Source organism: Burkholderia sp. SR8, assembly GCF_052851275.1.
The window spans coordinates 30,330-48,266 of record NZ_JAULUC010000036.1; the positions used below are offsets into that span (position 1 = coordinate 30,330).

15 protein-coding genes and 1 tRNA gene are annotated in these 17,937 nt (G+C 67.2%); 4 read left to right on the top strand and 12 right to left on the bottom strand.

The window, feature by feature from the left end; all coding sequences use genetic code 11:
- Nucleotides 1-12 precede the first annotated feature (12 nt).
- Nucleotides 13-1,011, bottom strand: coding sequence for a lipopolysaccharide heptosyltransferase I (waaC, locus tag Q3A80_RS29590; RefSeq protein WP_446332338.1), 999 nt, complete (start codon nucleotides 1,009-1,011; stop codon nucleotides 13-15).
- Nucleotides 1,012-1,184: 173 nt separating this feature from the next.
- On the opposite strand from waaC, the gene Q3A80_RS29595 reads away from it, so the two are divergent.
- Entirely contained in the window at nucleotides 1,185-2,777 is a 1,593-nt protein-coding gene (locus tag Q3A80_RS29595) for a chloride channel protein (protein WP_446332339.1), read from the top strand.
- Nucleotides 2,778-2,893: 116 nt separating this feature from the next.
- Here the strand turns inward: Q3A80_RS29595 and Q3A80_RS29600 are convergent, their stop codons facing one another.
- The 5 genes from Q3A80_RS29600 to Q3A80_RS29620 form a co-directional block, all read right to left on the bottom strand.
- Complete coding sequence (locus tag Q3A80_RS29600; protein WP_446332340.1) at nucleotides 2,894-3,295, bottom strand: YXWGXW repeat-containing protein; 402 nt, start codon at nucleotides 3,293-3,295, stop codon at nucleotides 2,894-2,896.
- A gap of 160 nt (nucleotides 3,296-3,455) precedes the next feature.
- Nucleotides 3,456-3,710 (bottom strand): cell division topological specificity factor MinE, encoded by a 255-nt coding sequence (gene minE, locus Q3A80_RS29605; RefSeq protein ID WP_006486661.1) that lies wholly within the window; start codon nucleotides 3,708-3,710, stop codon nucleotides 3,456-3,458.
- A 12-nt stretch (nucleotides 3,711-3,722) separates the two neighbouring features.
- Nucleotides 3,723-4,538, bottom strand: coding sequence for a septum site-determining protein MinD (minD, locus tag Q3A80_RS29610; protein ID WP_046545140.1), 816 nt, complete (start codon nucleotides 4,536-4,538; stop codon nucleotides 3,723-3,725).
- A gap of 59 nt (nucleotides 4,539-4,597) precedes the next feature.
- Nucleotides 4,598-5,368 carry a septum site-determining protein MinC gene (gene minC, locus Q3A80_RS29615; protein WP_446332341.1) on the bottom strand — a complete coding sequence of 257 codons (771 nt, stop codon included), beginning with the start codon at nucleotides 5,366-5,368 and terminating at the stop codon, nucleotides 4,598-4,600.
- 165 nt (nucleotides 5,369-5,533) lie between these two features.
- The gene (locus tag Q3A80_RS29620; protein ID WP_446332342.1) at nucleotides 5,534-6,049 is read right to left on the bottom strand and encodes a GNAT family N-acetyltransferase; all 516 of its coding nucleotides are present in this window, start codon (nucleotides 6,047-6,049) and stop codon (nucleotides 5,534-5,536) included.
- Between the two features lie 687 nt (nucleotides 6,050-6,736).
- On the opposite strand from Q3A80_RS29620, the gene Q3A80_RS29625 reads away from it, so the two are divergent.
- Entirely contained in the window at nucleotides 6,737-7,897 is a 1,161-nt protein-coding gene (locus Q3A80_RS29625; RefSeq protein WP_446332343.1) for an alkane 1-monooxygenase, read from the top strand.
- Between the two features lie 36 nt (nucleotides 7,898-7,933).
- Here the strand turns inward: Q3A80_RS29625 and Q3A80_RS29630 are convergent, their stop codons facing one another.
- The 3 genes from Q3A80_RS29630 to serS form a co-directional block, all read right to left on the bottom strand.
- Nucleotides 7,934-9,469: a methyl-accepting chemotaxis protein gene (locus Q3A80_RS29630; protein ID WP_446332344.1), complete on the bottom strand. Its 1,536-nt coding sequence runs from the start codon at nucleotides 9,467-9,469 to the stop codon at nucleotides 7,934-7,936.
- A 317-nt stretch (nucleotides 9,470-9,786) separates the two neighbouring features.
- Nucleotides 9,787-9,877, bottom strand: a tRNA-Ser gene (locus tag Q3A80_RS29635).
- A gap of 130 nt (nucleotides 9,878-10,007) precedes the next feature.
- Nucleotides 10,008-11,309 carry a serine--tRNA ligase gene (serS, locus tag Q3A80_RS29640; protein WP_446332345.1) on the bottom strand — a complete coding sequence of 434 codons (1,302 nt, stop codon included), beginning with the start codon at nucleotides 11,307-11,309 and terminating at the stop codon, nucleotides 10,008-10,010.
- A 253-nt stretch (nucleotides 11,310-11,562) separates the two neighbouring features.
- Between serS and Q3A80_RS29645 the strand changes: the two genes are divergently transcribed.
- The gene (locus Q3A80_RS29645; RefSeq protein ID WP_446332346.1) at nucleotides 11,563-11,829 is read left to right on the top strand and encodes a DUF2164 domain-containing protein; all 267 of its coding nucleotides are present in this window, start codon (nucleotides 11,563-11,565) and stop codon (nucleotides 11,827-11,829) included.
- 30 nt (nucleotides 11,830-11,859) lie between these two features.
- Here Q3A80_RS29645 and Q3A80_RS29650 read toward each other — a convergent pair whose 3' ends face one another.
- The 3 genes from Q3A80_RS29650 to Q3A80_RS29660 form a co-directional block, all read right to left on the bottom strand.
- Nucleotides 11,860-13,170, bottom strand: coding sequence for a replication-associated recombination protein A (locus Q3A80_RS29650; RefSeq protein WP_446332347.1), 1,311 nt, complete (start codon nucleotides 13,168-13,170; stop codon nucleotides 11,860-11,862).
- A 213-nt stretch (nucleotides 13,171-13,383) separates the two neighbouring features.
- The gene (gene lolA / locus Q3A80_RS29655) at nucleotides 13,384-14,073 is read right to left on the bottom strand and encodes an outer membrane lipoprotein chaperone LolA (RefSeq protein WP_124613296.1); all 690 of its coding nucleotides are present in this window, start codon (nucleotides 14,071-14,073) and stop codon (nucleotides 13,384-13,386) included.
- A gap of 46 nt (nucleotides 14,074-14,119) precedes the next feature.
- Nucleotides 14,120-16,429: a DNA translocase FtsK gene (locus tag Q3A80_RS29660; protein WP_446332348.1), complete on the bottom strand. Its 2,310-nt coding sequence runs from the start codon at nucleotides 16,427-16,429 to the stop codon at nucleotides 14,120-14,122.
- A 419-nt stretch (nucleotides 16,430-16,848) separates the two neighbouring features.
- Here Q3A80_RS29660 and trxB point away from each other — a divergent pair, with 419 nt between their 5' ends.
- Nucleotides 16,849-17,811: a thioredoxin-disulfide reductase gene (trxB, locus tag Q3A80_RS29665; RefSeq protein ID WP_151065459.1), complete on the top strand. Its 963-nt coding sequence runs from the start codon at nucleotides 16,849-16,851 to the stop codon at nucleotides 17,809-17,811.
- Nucleotides 17,812-17,937 lie beyond the last annotated feature (126 nt).

The following is a 17,937-nucleotide window of genomic DNA, read 5'->3' on the forward strand; positions in this document are numbered from 1 at the left end:
CAGTCGCTGGCGCTAGGCCGTCAACCGCGCGCACGACGCGCCATAGACCGGCCCGACCGCATCGATCGCGTCGAGCGCCTGCGCAACCGACGGCGGCGCGCCGGGCTCGCCGATCGACAGCGCGTTCGGTGCGCCGCCGATCCCGCAATGGTGGCGCGACGTCGCGACGAAAATCATCACCGTCGGGCGCTTCAGCGCATGCGACATGTGCACGAATCCCGTATCGACCCCCACCACGAGCGCGGCCCGGCCAAGCGCCGCGCCCAATTCCCGCACCGACATCGCCGGCAAGACGATCGCACCGGGTGCGCGCGCGGCGATGTCCTGCGCATCGTCATGTTCGGCCGCCGATCCCCACGGCAGCAGCACGCGCACGCCGCGCGCCATCATCTGCGTGGCCAGCGCGGCCCAGCGATCGGCCGGCCATTGCTTGTCCGGATTCGACGTTGCATGGAACAGCAGCATGAACGGCGCGCCGTCGGTCACGGCCGCAGGCAGGTTCACATCCCGCGGCGCGACGACCCCGTAGTCGGCAATGCCTTCGGGGACATAACCGAGCGCCTCGCCGGCGCTCACGCGCATGCCGTGCCACGCGTCGCAATCCGGCCGCGGGCCGAAGCGATGCGAGTACGCGAAGCGCGCGCCCGTCTCGCCGAGATCCTGCGTCTGGTAACCGAACCGGCGCGCCGCGCGCGCGAGCGCCGAGATGATCGCGCTCTTGTAGACCCCGTGCAGGTCGATGACCGCATCGTAGCGGTGCGCGCGCAGCGCACCGATCGACGCCGAGATCGCCTTCAGGTCGCCGCCGTTGCGCAGCTTCTTGAACCGCCGCAGCGGTGCGCACAGCACGTTGCTCACGCCCGGATGCCAGCGCACGACCTCGGCGCACGACTCGTCGACGGCCCAATCGACCGCCACGCCGGGAAAAGCGCGATGGAGGTCCGCGACGACAGGCAGCGTCTGGACGACGTCGCCGAGCGACGTCACTTTCACGATGAGGATGCGTTTCACGTTTCTTGTGGGGAATGAGCGGCCGTTTCGCCATGCTAACGATGGCAGGCGCGCGTGGCATTACGGCAGCATTACATTTGCAACAAATTGCGTCGTTTTGTCGAAGTTTATCGAGCCCCGCCCGCATCCGGTTCTTTTTATAATGCTTTCTTTGCCTTCCGGCCGGCCGCCCGATGCAACGCCCCGCTGTTCCCGCCCTGCTTTCCGGATTGTTTCCCGCCCTCACGCGCCGCTCGCTGCGGATCTGGCGTCAGTACGGCGTATTCTGGCTCGGTGCGATCGCGGTGGGCCTCGCGGCCGTGCTGTATGCGCGACTCATCGACTGGGGCTACGACACCTTCCGCACGATGCGCGCGCATGCCGCATGGCTGCCGCTGCTGCTGACGCCGGCGATCGCCGCGGCGTCGGCGTGGCTCACGCGCCGCTTCTTTCGCGGCGCCGAGGGCAGCGGGATCCCGCAGGTCATCGCGACGCTGCATGCGAGCCCGACTTCGTTCGGTGCGCGGCTGCTGACGCTGCGGATCCTGTTCGGCAAGGTGCTGATTTCGCTGATGGGCATTCTCGGCGGCTTCACGATCGGCCGCGAAGGTCCGACCGTGCAGATCGGCGCGGCGCTGATGTTCAACCTGCGGCGTTTCTACCCGCGCTCGAACGCGCAGATCGAACGGCAGCTCGTGCTCGCGGGCGCGGCGGCCGGCCTGTCGGCCGCGTTCAATACGCCGCTCGCCGGGATCGTGTTCGCGATCGAGGAATTGACGCGCAGCTTCTCCGCGCGCGCAAGCGGCGTGCTGATCACGGCGATCATCCTCGCCGGTGTCGTCGCACTCGGCCTGAACGGCAACTACACGTATTTCGGCACGATCGACGCCGGCCAGCATTTCCCGAAGATGCTCGCCGTCGCCGTGCTCGTGACGGCGATCGTCACCGGAATCGCCGGCGGCCTGTTCAGCTGGCTGCTGCTCAATACGGGGCGCTGGCTGCCCGCGCGCGTGCTCGTCCTGTATCGCGAGCGGCCGATTGCGTTCGCGGCGCTGTGCGGCTTCGTGATCGCCGTCGTCGGCATCGTGTCGGGCGGCACGACGTTCGGCAGCGGCTATGCGGAGGCGCGCGGCCTGCTCGACGGCCACGAACAGCTGTCGCTGTTCTATCCGCTCCTGAAGATGGTGTCGATGGTGGCGTCTTACCTGCCGGGCATCCCGGGCGGGATCTTCGCGCCGTCGCTGTCGATCGGCGCCGGGTTCGGCAACCTGCTGCACGTCGCGTTCGGCGACATGAGCCTGCCGATGCTGATCGCGCTCGCGATGGTCGGCTACCTCGCGGCGGTCACGCAGTCGCCGATCACGTCGTTCGTGATCGTGATGGAGATGATCAACGGCCACGCGCTCGTGATTTCGCTGATGGCGACCGCGCTGGTGTCGAGCCGCGTCGCGCGCTTCTTCGCGCCGCCGCTCTATGAAACGCTCGCGCAGCGCTATCTCGCGCCGCCGCCGGCCGCCGCGCCATCCGCTGCGACGCACGCAGCGCAACCGGCCGCCGCAGCGGCGCCGGCGACCGGCGTCACCGAGCCGCAGGACGCGGCGGCCGCACCCGCCGATCCGCTCGACACACTGCGCGAAGAAGACGCGAGCGCGGCCGGCGTTCCGGCGGCCGGCGCTCCGGCGGCCGCCGACGCCGCCGCACCGACAGCGGCAACACCCGATCACGACGGGCCGCCTGCTTCGGGCGCGAACGGCCCGGCGCAGACGGGCCCGCGCGCGCCTCAATAGATCACCACAGGCGCCGGCCGGTAATAGACGGGCCGTGCCGGCACGACGATGCAGCCGGCGAGCGTGATCGCGACGAGCGCGATGGCGATGACGGTTCGCTTCATCGTTCGCCTCCGTTACGCCCAGTGGCCGCGGGTCCAGAACCAGTTCGGGCCGCGCTGATCCCAATGGCCCGGCACCCACTGCATGCCGATGCGCTCGGCTTCCCAGTGTCCGCCGATCCACAGGTAGCGGCCATGGTCCCAGCGCCAGTGGCCGCGCTCCCACACGTAGCCGACGCGCGCGTCGGGCACGACCTCGTAGCGCACGGGCGGCGGCGCGTTCGGCGCGACGACGACGACTTCCTCGGTACGCACGGCCACGGGCTCGGCGACGATCATCCGGCCCGACTGCACCAGCACCGGCGCGCCGACGAGAAGGTCGTCCGCGCGTGCGGCGAGCGGCGCGACGATGGCTGACAGGCCCGCGGCAACGAGCGCGAGCGAAACGATACGGCGTTGAACGGTAGAGACAGCCATCACAACCTCCTGATTGACGAATGACGCGAACGTATTCACTTCAATGCGGGAGGACGGCGAACGGCCGACAGAGACCGTGTTACGGCGAGCCCGAAAGTGCAACAGGGCGTAAGACGCGCACGACGGCATGCGCCGCCGTGCGGAGGGAGTGCGACAACGCTCAGGCTTGCGGGATCTCGATCTTCACTTCGAGGACTTCGAGATCGTCCTGGCGCTCGAGGCTCACGCGGATGTCGTCGTTCGAAATATGGACGTACTTCGAGATGACCGCGACGAGCTCCTTCTGCAGCGCCGGCAGGTAATCGGCCGGCGGACGGCCGCCGACCCGCTCGTGCGCGATGATGAGCTGCAGGCGCTCCTTCGCGACCGATGCGGACTTCTTCTTCTCGCCGAGGAGAAACGAAAGGATGGACATGGGCGGCCTCCGTTACTTGCTGCCGAAGAGGCGCTGCAGCAGGCCCGGCTTCTGGTAATCGGTGAAGCGCAGCGGCTTGTCTTCGCCGAGGAAGCGGGCGACGACGTCCTTGTACGCTTCCGCGACGTCGGTGCCGTCGATATGCACGGCCGGCAGACCCTGGTTCGACGCGTGCAGCACGGCTTCCGATTCGGGCACCACGCCGATCAGCTTGATGCGCAGGATTTCGCTGATGTCCTCGAGCGACAGCATCTCGCCTTCACTCACGCGCTTCGGGCTGTAACGCGTGATCAGCAGGTGCTCCTTGATCGGATCCTTGCCTTCGGTCGCGCGCTTCGTCTTCGACGACAGGATGCCGAGAATGCGGTCCGAGTCGCGCACCGACGACACTTCCGGGTTCGTGACGATCAGCGCCTCGTCCGCGAAGTACATCGCATGCAGCGCGCCCGCCTCGATACCGGCCGGCGAATCGCAGACGATGTATTCGAAGTCCATCGCGACCAGGTCGTTCAGCACCTTCTCGACGCCGTCACGCGTGAGCGCATCCTTGTCGCGCGTCTGCGACGCCGGCAGGATGAACAGGTTCTCGCACTTCTTGTCCTTGATCAGCGCCTGGTTCAGGTTCGCTTCGCCCTGGATCACGTTGACGAGGTCGTACACCACGCGACGCTCGCAGCCCATGATGAGATCGAGGTTACGCAGGCCGACGTCGAAGTCGATCACGGCCGTCTTGTGGCCGCGCAGCGCGAGGCCGGACGCGAAGCTCGCGCTGGTCGTCGTCTTGCCCACGCCGCCCTTGCCCGAAGTCACCACGATGATTTTTGCCATTTACCCAATACCCTGTGTTCGTCAATGAGAGCCGATCGATCCGGAGCGTGCCGCGTGAATCACGTCAGGCGCAGCGGTTCGATCATCAGTTTTTCCTCTTCGAGCCGGATCTGCACCGATTTGCCCAGTATGTCGGCGGGCAACGGGTTCTCGGTCGTTCGATAGATACCCGCGATCGAAATCAGTTCCGGTTCGAGACACGTGCAGAAAATGCGCGCGTCGTGATTGCCGTGCACACCCGCGAGGGCGCGGCCGCGCAACGGCGCGTAGATGTGGATGTTGCCTTCCGCGATGATTTCTGCGCCGTGACTGACCGGCGCGAGCACCACGAGGTCTCCTTTCGCGTAAATCTGCTGCCCCGAACGCAGCGGCCGATCGATCACCAGCGTCTGGCTGCCCGCCGGAATCGGCGTCGGCGCGGGCTCCGGCGCCGGTTCCGCTGCAGCCGCAGCAGGCGCCGCAACCGCAGGCGCCGGCTCCGCCGCTTCGTCGGCCGGCTTCGCGGCCGCCACGCGCCGATCGCGCGCCTCGAGCAGCGGCAAGCCGGCTTCGGCCGCCCAGCCCTGCGTCGGCAGCGCGACGACGCCCACCGGACGCATCCGCACGTCGTTCAACATCTGGCGGATGTCCGCGAGCGCGACGCGTTCGCCGTCCGCGAGACGGCGGACGTCGATCGCGACGACATCGTCGGCGAAAAACTCGGGAGTCGCTTCGAAGCGCTTGACCAGTTCGGTACGCAACGCATCGAGATCGGTCGTCTTCACGGTGAACAGCAACGTATCGACCGATCCGCTGCGCAGCTCGAAGAATGGCGATTTTTTAAGCGACATGGACACTCTGCAAAAAATTTTTGCGTATTTTACAGGCGTCCACGCGTGCAGCCATTATTTTTGGGAAACCGGATGGCGACGGTCGCGGCACGCGCGCAACCGGCCTGCGGGCTCGGACGGGGCGAGCGGGTGTCGATCGCGCCGGGCGGCCCGCGCATTCATGCGTCAGGGCGTGTTGAAGTGCGACACGAACAACGACTTCATCGCGCCGGGCATGCGCGCGATCGGCGCGTGCTCGCCCGTATTGCCGAAACCCGCGCGTTCGTAGAAGCGGATCGCATTGCGGTTCGCATCGGCGATCCATGCGTAGACGTCCTGCGCGCCGCGTTCGGCGAGCCACGCGGTGGCCGTTTCGAGCAGCAGCACGCCGCCGCGCAGATGGCGGACCGCATGCGCGACCCACAGCTCGCTGACGAACGCGCGCCGCTCGGGCGTATTGTCGAAATAGGCGCCGATCATGCCGGCCGGGTGGCCTTCGGTGTACAGCAGGAAAGTCGTCGACTCGTCGGATGCGGCACGCAGCGCGGCGATGGCCGCCGCTGCGTCGGAATCGACGTTCAGCAATTCGGCCTCCGGCGCTTCGCCGGGCGCGTAGGGCTCACGCAGCGATGCGGCGCGGAGTTCGCGATACACGCTGCCCTGGTCGGCAGCGATACGACGAACGGTCAAGGTCGAACTCATGCAGGCACAGCCCCCTTCGGACAGCAAGCTATTAGCTTCAACCGAAAGCGGGGCATGAGTCAAATCGTTATTTTCAAATGGCCGCGCGGATCGAAAGGCGGCAGGCAACGCGCGCGGTGCCACGCACACGCGGGTGTGCAGGTGCAGCATCGGGCGCTGCCGCACGCCGACGTATCGGCATTCGGACGCCGCTCGCGGACATGTCGCCGCGCCTGCCTTGTCGCACGCGGCATTCGTGCGCCGCGCGTCCGGCGTTGCGTCGCTGCAATCGTAATGGTCCGTAATATAAGGTTGCGAGAGCGCGACGACGACACGCGCCGTCATCGCGCGCTTATTGCGTTGCAACATTCGTTGCGGGCATGACCGGGCTCGCCCGGGCGCTGCGCGTCGCGCTTTCCTCAGACGAGAAAACCCTTCGCACGCGCGATTCGCGGCCGCGCACCCCGTTTCAATCACCCCCTCACCGGCCCTTCCCGACCCGAACCATGGACGGTTCGCCGTTTGGAGTTTCACGCCTACCGGCAGCGTTTGGAAAGCGTGCGCGGCGGTCGTATAACTGGCACAACCGGACCACGATCCGGGGCCGCGCGCCGTGCCGCGGACCGACGACGATTCGACCGACGAAAGAACGGGACACGCGGCCGCCAGGCCCTCGCGCTGGAGCTGGCCGCCACAAGGAGGGAGACAATGGCAAAAACCGACGGACCGGCCGCGCACTGGTCGGATGGCAAACGTTATCTGTGGCTGCTCGGCGCGGTGACGATCACGCTGCCGATCTTCGCGGCCCAGCTCGCGCTGTCGACGGGCCTGCACGTGTTCTGGTGGTTCGGCCCGCTGTTCGCGTTCGGCGTGATACCGGTCCTCGACACGCTCATCGGCGACGATCGCGACAATCCGCCCGAAGCCGTCGTCCCGCACCTCGAACGCGAGCGCTATTACCGCCATATCGTCTATCTCGCGACGCTGGTCGAATACGTCGCGTTCTTCATGTGCGTGTGGATCGTCGGCACGCATGCGCTCGCGTGGTACGACTACGTCGGCTTCGCGCTATCGCTCGGCGCGGCGACGGGCATCTCGATCAACACCGCGCACGAACTCGGGCACAAGACCAGCCGCTTCGAGCGCTGGCTCGCGAAGGTCACGCTCGCGCCGGTCGCGTACGGGCACTTCTTCGTCGAGCACAACCGCGGCCATCACGTGCGCGTCGCGACGGCCGAGGATCCGGCGAGCGCGCGCTTCGGCGAATCGTTCTGGGCGTTCCTGCCGCGCACGGTGACGGGCAGCATCCGTTCGGCGTGGCGGCTCGAGAAGACGCGTCTCGAGCGGCTCGGGCATTCGCCGTGGACCTGGCGCAACGAGGTGCTGCACGCATGGGCGATGACCGTCGTCGTGTGGGGCATCGCGATCGCGATGGCCGGCAAGGTCGCGATCCCGTTCCTCGTGATCCAGGCCGTGTACGGCGCGTCGCTGCTCGAAGTCGTGAACTACGTCGAGCACTACGGGCTCGGCTGCCGCAAGCTGGCTAGCGGCCGCTACGAACGCTGCACGCCGCAGCATTCGTGGAACAGCAATCACGTCGTCACGAACCGGTTCCTGTATCAGCTGCAGCGGCACGCCGATCATCACGCGAACCCGACGCGCTCGTACCAGGCGCTGCGCCACTTCGACGATTCGCCGCAATTGCCCGCGGGCTACGCGACGATGATCCTGTTCGCGTATGTGCCGCCGCTGTGGTACCGCGTGATGAATCCGCGGGTCGTCGCGCACTACGGCGGCAACATGGCGCAATCGAACATCAAGCCGTCGATCCGCGCTCGCGTGCTCGCGCAGTATTCGGCCGCGATGTGAGCGGCGACGGCGTGGTCGCCGTCGCCGGCGGCACCGTCACGCGGCCAGTGGCAGCCTGAACACGGCGACCGCGCGCCGCAGCGCGCTCGCCTGTTCGGCCAGCGCCTGCGTCGCGGCCGACGCCTGTTCAACCAGTGCCGCGTTGCGCTGCGTCGCTTCATCCATCTGCGTGACCGCGACGTTGACCTGCTGGATGCCGCCGCTCTGCTCCTGCGACGCAGACGAGATCTCGCCGACGATCGTCGTCACCCGCTGTACCGCGCCGATGATCTCGTGAATCGATTCGCCCGCGCGGCCGATCAGCAAGGCGCCGTCGTCGACGCGCCGCGTCGAGTGCTCGATGAGCGCCTTGATCTCCTTTGCAGCGGCCGCACTGCGCTGCGCGAGCGTGCGCACCTCGGCTGCGACGACTGCGAAGCCGCGCCCCTGCTCGCCCGCGCGCGCTGCCTCGACGGCGGCGTTCAGCGCGAGGATGTTGGTCTGGAACGCGATGCCGTCGATCACGGCGATGATCTCGCCGACCTTCGCCGCGCTGGCGGCGATCCCGCTCATCGTGTCGACGGCGTCCGTCATCACGCCGCCGCCCGCGGACGCGATGTCCGATGCGTCCCGGGCGAGCTGCGCCGCGTGCTGCGCGTGCTCGGCCGACTGGCGCACGATGCCCGTCAGTTCGGTCATGCTGGCCGCCGTTTCCTCGAGCGAGGCGGCCTGCTCCTCGGTGCGCGACGACAGATCGTGGTTGCCCGACGCGATCTGCGCGCTCGCGGTCGCGACGGCTTCGGCGTGCGTGCGCACCTCGAGCACGACACTCGACAGGCTCGCCTGCATCGTCTGCAACGCGCGCAGCAGCTCCGCGATCTCGTCGCTGCCGGCCGCGTCGACGTCGCGCGTCAGGTCGCCGCCCGCCACCGCCTGCGCACAGGCGACCGCGCGATCGAGCGGCCGCAGGATCGTGCGGCTGAACAGGAACGCGCCGATCATCGCGATGCCGAGCACGGCCAGCATCAGCACAACGCTCGCCACGGTCGCGCGGCTCGCATCGCGGCTTGCTTGCGCCGACACCGCGGCGCTTTCGTCGGCGATCGTCTTCGCCGCGCGCTCGAGCAGCGCGGCCGGCGCACGGTCGACGCCGGCCACGGCCGTGTCGCCTGCCGCCGGTTCGAAGCCGGCTGCCTTGAACGCATCGAACCCGCGGCGGTAACCGTCGCCCATCGCCGCATGTGCGCGCATGAACTGCTCGACGAGTGTCCGGCTCTCGCCGGGCGGCAGCTGGCTGACGAGTTGCGCGGCAAGCGCGTCGACCGTGCGCTCGCGCGTCTGGAACGCCTGCCAGTATTTGGCGAGCTTGTCGGGCTGCTTGCCCCGCAGCAGCGTGTCCTTCCACTCCTGGACTTGCAGCTTGAACTGCACGAGCGTCGCAGACACGAGCCGCTCGTCGGCGACATGCGTCTGCACGTCGTTCGCGAATGTATCGATCGACCGGTTGAGGATGCGGATGCCGTACAGCGCACCGCAGAACATCAGCAGCAGCGCAACGGCGAATGCGAGGGGAATCTTGTAGCTCAGTTTCATGGGACCTTGGATCGACGCAGAACGGCGACGGCGCGAAAGGCGCTTCTCGCCGTCCGCTGTTAACGGCGCGGGAAGCCAAGGCTGAAGCAGAAAGGCGGCGACAGAATGTCGCCGGGAGGCGGTTGCCGCGATCGCGATGATCGGAAGGTGGTCGGCAGCGCAACGGCTGGCATGCACATGCGGATGTGCGGATGTGCGGATGTGCCGTATGCGTGCGTGCTGCCGCAACGCGGCAGCGACGACCCAAGCACCGGTCGCCACCGGGCGACCAAAACGAAAAACCCCGTGATCCTTTCGAATCACGGGGCTTCGTATTTTGGCGGAGAGGGTGGGATTCGAACCCACGGTACGGGGAAACCGTACGCCTGATTTCGAGTCAGGTACATTCGACCACTCTGCCACCTCTCCTTCCTTGCTGCTTCATTTCCCGGTTGGTCGTGTCCGGGAAAGAAAAGATTATAGAACGATCTCTTCGAATCTCACAAGCCCTTTTTGCAAATTTTTTTGCGAGGCGTCGAGTACCGATCGTCCGGCGATCTCACGACGCCTGTACGGGCGCTTCGATGCGCTCCATGCCGCCCATGTACGGACGCAGTGCCTCCGGCACCGTGACCGAACCATCGGCATTCTGGTAGTTCTCGAGCACCGCGACGAGCGTGCGGCCGACCGCGAGGCCGGAGCCGTTCAGCGTATGCACGAGTTCCGGCTTGCCCTGCGCGTTACGGAAGCGCGCCTGCATCCGGCGCGCCTGGAACGCCTCGGTGTTCGAGCAGCTCGAGATCTCGCGATAGGTGTTCTGCGCGGGCAGCCACACTTCGAGGTCGAACGTCTTCGCGGCCGAGAAGCCCATGTCGCCCGTGCACAGCGTGATCACGCGGTACGGCAGGCCGAGCTTCTGCAGGATCGCTTCCGCGTGGCCGACCATTTCGTCGAGCGCCGCGTACGACGCGTCGGGCGCGACGATCTGCACCATCTCGACCTTGTCGAACTGGTGCTGGCGAATCATCCCGCGCGTGTCGCGGCCGTACGAGCCGGCTTCCGAGCGGAAGCACGGGGAATGCGCGGTCAGCTTGATCGGCAGCGCGGAACCTTCGACGATCGATTCGCGCACGGTGTTCGTCAGCGAAATCTCGGACGTCGAGATCAGGTATTGCGTGATCGTGTTCTCGGCACCGCCCTTCTCGACGCGGAACATGTCGTCCGCGAACTTCGGCAACTGGCCCGTGCCGTACAGGATTTCGGGGTTCACGATGTACGGCGTGTACGTCTCGCTGTAGCCGTGCTGCAGCGTGTGCGTGTCGATCATGAACTGCGCGAGCGCGCGGTGCAGGCGGGCGATCGAGCCGCGCAGCATCGTGAAGCGTGCTCCGGCCAGCTTCGCGCCCGTCTCGAAATCGAGGCCGAGCGGCGTGCCGACGTCGACGTGATCCTTCACCTCGAAGTCGAACTGGCGAGGCGTGCCCCAGCGGCGCACCTCGACGTTGTCGGACTCGTCCTTGCCGACCGGCACGCTTTCGTGCGCGATGTTCGGCATGCCCAGCATCAGGTCGGACAGACGCGACTGGATCTCGCCGAGCTTCGCTTCCGACGCCTTCATCTCGTCGCCGATGCCGCCGACTTCGGCCATCACGGCCGACGTGTCCTCGCCCTTCCCCTTCATCGCGCCGATCTGCTTCGACAGGCTGTTGCGGCGTGCCTGGAGCTCTTCGGTACGGGTCTGGATCGCGCGGCGTTCCGCTTCGAGGGCGGAGAACGCGGCGACGTCGAGGGTGTAGCCGCGATCGGCGAGGCGCTTCGCGACGCCGTCGAGGTCTTTGCGCAGCAACTGGATGTCGAGCATGGGAGGACTTGGAAAATCGTTGTGTAAGACGGGAATTCTAACGCACCGCGGGGCCGCCACGGCACTGGCCGGACGGACGATGCGCCAAACGCGCGGCACGCATGGCAGTATCGCAGTGCCGGAATGTGCTCGCGCCGCCGGCGAAGCGCGCCGCGTAGCACTGCCGCGCGGCGCGCGGCGGCTGCTCCGGCGGCGCACGACGCGGCAGGCGGCGCGTCCGCCGTCGCATCACCATCGACCGACGGAACCCGAGATGATCATCGAACTGGACAAGGATGTCCGCGACCGCGCGATCGCGTCGCTGCAACGCTATTTCACAGAAAACATGGACGAGCCGATCGGCAACGTCCAGGCCGGCGCGCTGCTGCACTTCTTCGTCGACGAAATCGCGCCGGCGATCTACAACCTCGCGATCGCCGATGCGCAGGAGCGCCTGCATGCGCGGGTCGCCGAGCTCGACATCGAATGCCACGCGGAGCCGTTCGAGTACTGGAAGAAGCAGCCGGGCCGCAAGCGCTGACGCACCGGCAGGCAGCGCCGCACGCGCCCGTCAATCCTTCTTGCCTGCCTCGCGGTCGAGCTCGCGCAGCCACGCGAGCTTGTCGGCGATCTTCGATTCGAGCCCGCGCGGCACCGGCTTGTACCAGTGCGGCTCGCGCATCCCTTCCGGCAGGTAGCGCTCGCCGGCCGCATACGCGTTCGGCTCGTCGTGCGCGTAGCGATACGCGTGGCCGTAGCCGAGTTCCTTCATCAGCTTGGTCGGCGCATTGCGCAGATGCACGGGCACCTCGCGCGACTTGTCCTGCTTCACGAATGCCATCGCCTGGTTGAACGCGTTGTAGCCCGCGTTGCTCTTCGCCGCGCACGCGAGATAGATCACCGCCTGCCCGAGCGCCAGCTCGCCTTCGGGCGAACCGAGCCGCTCGTAGGTTTCGGCCGCGTCGTTCGCCATCTGCAGCGCGCGCGGGTCGGCGAGGCCGATGTCTTCCCACGCCATCCGCACGATGCGCCGCGCGAGATATTTCGGATCCGCGCCGCCGTCGATCATCCGGCAGAACCAGTACAGCGCGCCGTCCGGACTCGATCCGCGCACCGACTTGTGCAGTGCCGAGATCTGATCGTAGAAGTTGTCGCCGCCCTTGTCGAAGCGCCGCGCGTTCAGCGTCATCGCGCTGCTGACGAAGTCGGCATCGATGGTCGTGACGCGGGCCGACGACGCGGCCGTCTGTGCCTGCTCGAGCAGGTTCAGGAAGCGCCGCGCGTCGCCGTCCGCGTAGCCGATCAGCGTATCGATCGCCTTGTCGTCGAACGCGAGCCCGTCGAGCGCGATTTCCTGTGCGCGCTTGAGCAGCTGGCGCATCTCGTCGTCGTTCAGCGACTTCAGCACGTACACCTGCGCGCGCGACAGCAATGCCGAGTTGACTTCGAAGCTCGGATTCTCGGTCGTTGCGCCGATGAACGTGACGAGCCCCGACTCGACGAACGGCAGCAGCGCGTCCTGCTGCCCCTTGTTGAAGCGGTGGATTTCGTCGACGAACAGGATCGTGTGGCGCCCGGTGCGGTTCAGCGTGTCCTTCGCCTGCTCCATGGCCTCGCGGATGTCCTTCACGCCGCCGAGCACTGCGGACAGCGCGATGAACTCGCAGTCGAACGCGAGCGCGGTCAGGCGTGCGAGCGTCGTCTTGCCGACGCCGGGCGGCCCCCACAGGATCATCGAATGCGGTTTGCCGGATTCGAACGCGAGCCGCAGCGGCTTGCCTTCGCCCAGCAGATGCGTCTGGCCGATCACCTCGGCGAGCGTCTTCGGCCGCAGCGCCTCGGCGAGCGGCCGGCGCGGCTCGACTTGAAACAGGTCGGACATGAACCCTCGCTCCAGATCAAACGATGACGGCCGAACGGGCCGCCGGACCCGACATTATGACAGCCGCGCGACCGCGCCGCCGCGCCCGGTGTCCGCGCCCGGTGTCCGCGCCCGGTGTCCGCGCCCGGTACCCGCGTCCGGTACCCGCGTCCCCAAACAACACGGGCCTGCCGTTGCCGGCAGGCCCGTGTCGGGAAAACGGCGCAGCGAAAGTCAGCCGTTGATCACGTCGGCGCCCTTCGGCACAACGAACTTGAACGCATCGCCCTTCAGCGGCGGGTTCGTCTGGATGTTCGTGAACGTCAGCAGCGTGACGTTGCCGAACACGTCGTGCAGTTCCATCGCGGCGAGCGTGCCGTTGCGGAACCCGATGCCGATCCGCTGGAATTGCGTGTCCTGCGCCTTCGGCAGCATCTCGAGCCATTCGATGCCGCCCTTCTCGCCGGCATCGCGCAGCGTGTAGTTCTTGTCGAGGTCGTTGCTGCCGAACAGGATCGCGGCCGGGCTCGCGCCCAGCGCGCCGTTCAGCTTGCGCTCGGTGACCTGGTTCAGGTCGCGGTCGTACACGTACAGCTTGTCGCCGTCGGCCTGCAGCACCTGCTGGTACGGCTTCTGGTAAGTCCAGATGAACTTGCCCGGACGCGAGAACACGAACGTGCCGCTCGAATTGTCGTTCGGCTTCGGTGCGGCCTGCGCGGCGCTCGCGCCCTTGGCGGGCGCCTTGACGATCTGCTGCGTGAAATCGCCCTTCGCCGAACGCACCTGCGACACGAAGGCCTTCAATTGCTCGGTGCCGCCCGCGAACGCGTGCGTCGCCGCCAGCATCAGCGATGCGCCGGCGAACGCCGCGCCGAGCCAGCGCCGCGTCGAACGAAGGGAAGGGACGAACGAAAGTTGCTGCATGATGCGGTTTTCTCCCTGGGTGGCCGGCGCTGCGAGCGCCGCGGACTCATTCCGCGTCGCGCGCCGGCACAAGAATTTCGCGGTTGCCGCTCGACGACATCGCCGACACGAGCCCCGACTGTTCCATCTGCTCGAGCAGCCGCGCTGCGCGGTTGTAGCCGATCCGCAAATGGCGCTGCACGAGCGAGATCGACGCGCGGCGGTTCTTGATGACGATCTCGACCGCCTGGTCGTACAGCGGATCAGACTCGCCGCCGCCTTCGCCGGTTCCCGCGCCGGCCGAGCCTTCGTCGCCGTCGGCGGTGCCGCCTTCGAGCAGCCCTTCGACGTAGTTCGGCTCGCCCTGCTCCTTGAGTTTCTCGACGACGCGATGCACCTCGTCGTCGGCGACGAACGCGCCGTGCACGCGCACCGGCAGCCCGGTGCCCGGCGGCAGGTACAGCATGTCGCCCATCCCGAGCAGCGATTCGGCGCCCATCTGGTCGAGGATCGTGCGCGAATCGATCTTCGACGACACCTGGAACGCGATCCGCGTCGGCACGTTCGCCTTGATCAGGCCGGTGATCACGTCGACGGACGGACGCTGCGTCGCGAGAATCAGGTGGATGCCGGCCGCGCGCGCCTTCTGCGCGATCCGCGCGATCAGTTCCTCGACCTTCTTGCCGACGACCATCATCAGGTCGGCCAGCTCGTCGATCACGACGACGATGTTCGGCAGGCGGCCGAGCGGTTCAGGATCGTCCGGCGTCAGGCTGAACGGATTCGGAATCTTTTCCTCGCGCTTCGCCGCGTCGTCGATCTTGTTGTTGTAGCCCGCGAGGTTGCGCACGCCGAGCTTGCTCATCAGCTTGTAGCGGCGCTCCATCTCCGCGACCGTCCAGTTCAGCGCATGACCGGCCTGCCGCATGTCGGTGACGACCGGACACAGCAGGTGCGGAATGCCTTCGTAGACGCTCATTTCGAGCATCTTCGGATCGATCAGGATCAGGCGCACCTGCTCGGCGGTCGCCTTGTACAGCAGCGACAGGATCATCGCGTTGATCCCGACGGACTTGCCCGAACCGGTCGTGCCGGCGACCAGCAGGTGCGGCATCTTCGCGAGATCCGCGCACACCGGCTTGCCGCCGATGTCCTTGCCGAGGCTCAGCGTCAGCGCCGACGACGCGGCCGCATAGACTTCCGAGCCGATGATCTCGGACAGGTGCACCGTCTGGCGGCGCTGGTTCGGCAGCTCGAGCGCCATGTAGTTCTTGCCGGGGATCGTCTCGACCACGCGGATCGACACGAGCGACAGCGAACGCGCGAGGTCCTTCGCGAGGTTGACGATCTGGCTGCCCTTCACGCCGGTGGCCGGCTCGATCTCGTAACGCGTGACGACGGGGCCCGGATACGCGGCCACGACGCTCGCCTCGACGCCGAAATCCTTCAGCTTCTTCTCGATCAGCCGCGACGTGAATTCGAGCGTATCGGCGGAAATCGATTCCTGCGTCTTCGGCGCGGGGTCGAGCAGCGACACCGGCGGCAGCGTGGAGTCGCCCGGCAGGTCGGTGAACAGCGGCACCTGGCGCTCGCGCTCGACACGCTCGGACTTCGCCGGCGTGACGACCGGCGGCACGATCGTCACGGGCTCGTGATCCTCGATGCGCACGCGCTCCTCCTCGACCTTGCCTTCGCGGCGCACGGCCGCGGCCTCGCCGAGCTTGCGGTCGCGCTCGGCCTCGCGGCGCAGCTTCGCGACGTTGACGGCCGACAGGATCGCGCCGCCGACGCGCTCGGCGACCGACAGCCACGAAAAACGGAAATACAGCGACAGCCCGATCGCAAGCAGGATCAGCAGCAGCAGCGTGCCGCCGGTGAAGCCGAACGCGTGCGACATCGCGCCGGCGACGGCCTCGCCGATCACGCCGCCCGGCGCGCGCGGCAGTTGCACCTTCAGCGACCACATCCGCAGCGCCTCGATGCCGTCGCACGCGAGCACGACGAGCACGAACGCGAAGATCTCGGTGAGCCAGCCGATCGGCCGCTCCGGTTCGTCGACGACCGCCTCGTGACGCGTGATGCGCCGGTAGTTGACCGCGATGCGCCGGCCGAGCGGCACGATCAGCCAATAGGCCGACAGACCGAAGAGCAGCAGGATGATGTCGGCCGTCCACGCGCCGACGCGCCCGGCCCAGTTCGAGATGTGGTCCACCTGCGCGGCGTGCGTCCAGCTCGGATCGCGCCGGCTGTAGCTCAACAGGGCCATCACCAGAAAAGCGCAGAGCGCGACCTGGAGAATCCAGCGGATCTCCGTGAGGAGCTTCGACATCCGGTGCGGCAACGCCTGTGCCTGGGCGGAATAAGGAGCTTTTGCCATGAATCCGTATAAAGAGGACGGGCCGCGCGCCCGCCTGTCGTTCGATCGCGCTTATTGTAAACGCTGCATCGGGCCGTCAAGTGTAAATGACGGTTACATAACGGGGCTGCGGCCGCTCATCGAGCCGATACCGCGCAGGCGAGCCGCATGCGCGGCGGCCCGGCCTCTGCCGCCCGGCTGCGGCAATGCGCCGCCCGGTGCGGCGGGGCGAGCGGTCGGCCCTGCCGCGCTGTCCCGCGCGCCGCGCGAGCCGGCCGCCGGCGAAACGCTATCGCCGCGATTGAAAGTCTCGTTCGGCAGCGCAGCAACGGGGCCTTTATAATGCGCGTCTGATACCCATCTATGACGGCATCCCGGTCAACCCAGACCGTCCGGCGCGCCTTATCCCGCCCGCCGGGCCGCCTTTTACGGATTTGCACATGTCCACGCCCAAACACGCCAAAGTCCTGATTCTCGGTTCCGGCCCCGCCGGCTACACGGCTGCCGTCTACGCGGCACGCGCCAATCTGTCCCCGGTGCTGATCACCGGCATCGCGCAGGGCGGCCAGCTGATGACCACGACCGACGTCGAAAACTGGCCGGCGGATGCGAAGGGCGTGCAGGGCCCGGAACTGATGGCGCGCTTCCAGGAGCACGCGGAGCGCTTCAACACCGAAATCGTCTTCGACCACATCCACACCGCGAAGCTGCACGAAAAGCCGATCCGGCTGATCGGCGACTCGGGCGAATACACGTGCGATTCGCTGATCATCGCGACCGGCGCGTCCGCGCAGTATCTCGGCCTGCCGTCCGAGGAAGCGTTCATGGGCAAGGGCGTGTCGGCCTGCGCGACCTGCGACGGCTTCTTCTATCGAAACCAGGAAGTCGCGGTGATCGGCGGCGGCAACACGGCCGTCGAGGAAGCGCTCTACCTGACGGGCATCGCGAAGAAGGTCACGGTGATCCACCGCCGCGACAAGTTCCGCGCCGAGCCGATCCTGATCGACCGGCTGCTCGAGAAGGAGAAGGAAGGCGTCGTCGACATCAAGTGGGATCACGTGCTCGACGAAGTGACGGGCGAGGAATCGGGCGTCACGGGCCTGCGCATCAAGAACGTGAAGACCGGCGCGACGCAGGATCTCGCCGTGCAGGGCGTGTTCGTCGCGATCGGCCACAAGCCGAACACCGACCTGTTCCAGGGCCAGCTGGAAATGAAGGACGGCTACATCCTGACGAAGAGCGGCCTGCAGGGCAACGCGACGTCGACGAGCGTGCCGGGCGTGTTCGCCGCCGGCGACGTGCAGGACAACGTGTATCGCCAGGCGATCACGAGCGCCGGCACGGGCTGCATGGCCGCGCTCGACGCGCAGCGCTACCTCGAAAGCCTGCACGACAAGAAGTAAGCCGCAAGCGTTTGCCGCGGCGGGCGCTACAATGGCGTCCGCTGCCGTGCAGCGCGCTTGACCGGAAAGCCGCTGCCGCCGTGCAGCGGCTTTTTTGTGCCCGCGCGCCCGGACGCGCCTGCCCTG

Coding starts and splice junctions, on each gene's coding strand:
- Q3A80_RS29595 (WP_446332339.1), top strand. CDS start 1,185: ATGCAACGCCCCGCTGTTCCCGCCCTGCTTTCCGGATTGTTTCCCGCC.
- Q3A80_RS29600 (WP_446332340.1), bottom strand. CDS start 3,295: ATGGCTGTCTCTACCGTTCAACGCCGTATCGTTTCGCTCGCGCTCGTT.
- minE (WP_006486661.1), bottom strand. CDS start 3,710: ATGTCCATCCTTTCGTTTCTCCTCGGCGAGAAGAAGAAGTCCGCATCG.
- minD (WP_046545140.1), bottom strand. CDS start 4,538: ATGGCAAAAATCATCGTGGTGACTTCGGGCAAGGGCGGCGTGGGCAAG.
- minC (WP_446332341.1), bottom strand. CDS start 5,368: ATGTCGCTTAAAAAATCGCCATTCTTCGAGCTGCGCAGCGGATCGGTC.
- Q3A80_RS29620 (WP_446332342.1), bottom strand. CDS start 6,049: ATGAGTTCGACCTTGACCGTTCGTCGTATCGCTGCCGACCAGGGCAGC.
- Q3A80_RS29625 (WP_446332343.1), top strand. CDS start 6,737: ATGGCAAAAACCGACGGACCGGCCGCGCACTGGTCGGATGGCAAACGT.
- Q3A80_RS29630 (WP_446332344.1), bottom strand. CDS start 9,469: ATGAAACTGAGCTACAAGATTCCCCTCGCATTCGCCGTTGCGCTGCTG.
- serS (WP_446332345.1), bottom strand. CDS start 11,309: ATGCTCGACATCCAGTTGCTGCGCAAAGACCTCGACGGCGTCGCGAAG.
- Q3A80_RS29645 (WP_446332346.1), top strand. CDS start 11,563: ATGATCATCGAACTGGACAAGGATGTCCGCGACCGCGCGATCGCGTCG.
- Q3A80_RS29650 (WP_446332347.1), bottom strand. CDS start 13,170: ATGTCCGACCTGTTTCAAGTCGAGCCGCGCCGGCCGCTCGCCGAGGCG.
- lolA (WP_124613296.1), bottom strand. CDS start 14,073: ATGCAGCAACTTTCGTTCGTCCCTTCCCTTCGTTCGACGCGGCGCTGG.
- Q3A80_RS29660 (WP_446332348.1), bottom strand. CDS start 16,429: ATGGCAAAAGCTCCTTATTCCGCCCAGGCACAGGCGTTGCCGCACCGG.
- trxB (WP_151065459.1), top strand. CDS start 16,849: ATGTCCACGCCCAAACACGCCAAAGTCCTGATTCTCGGTTCCGGCCCC.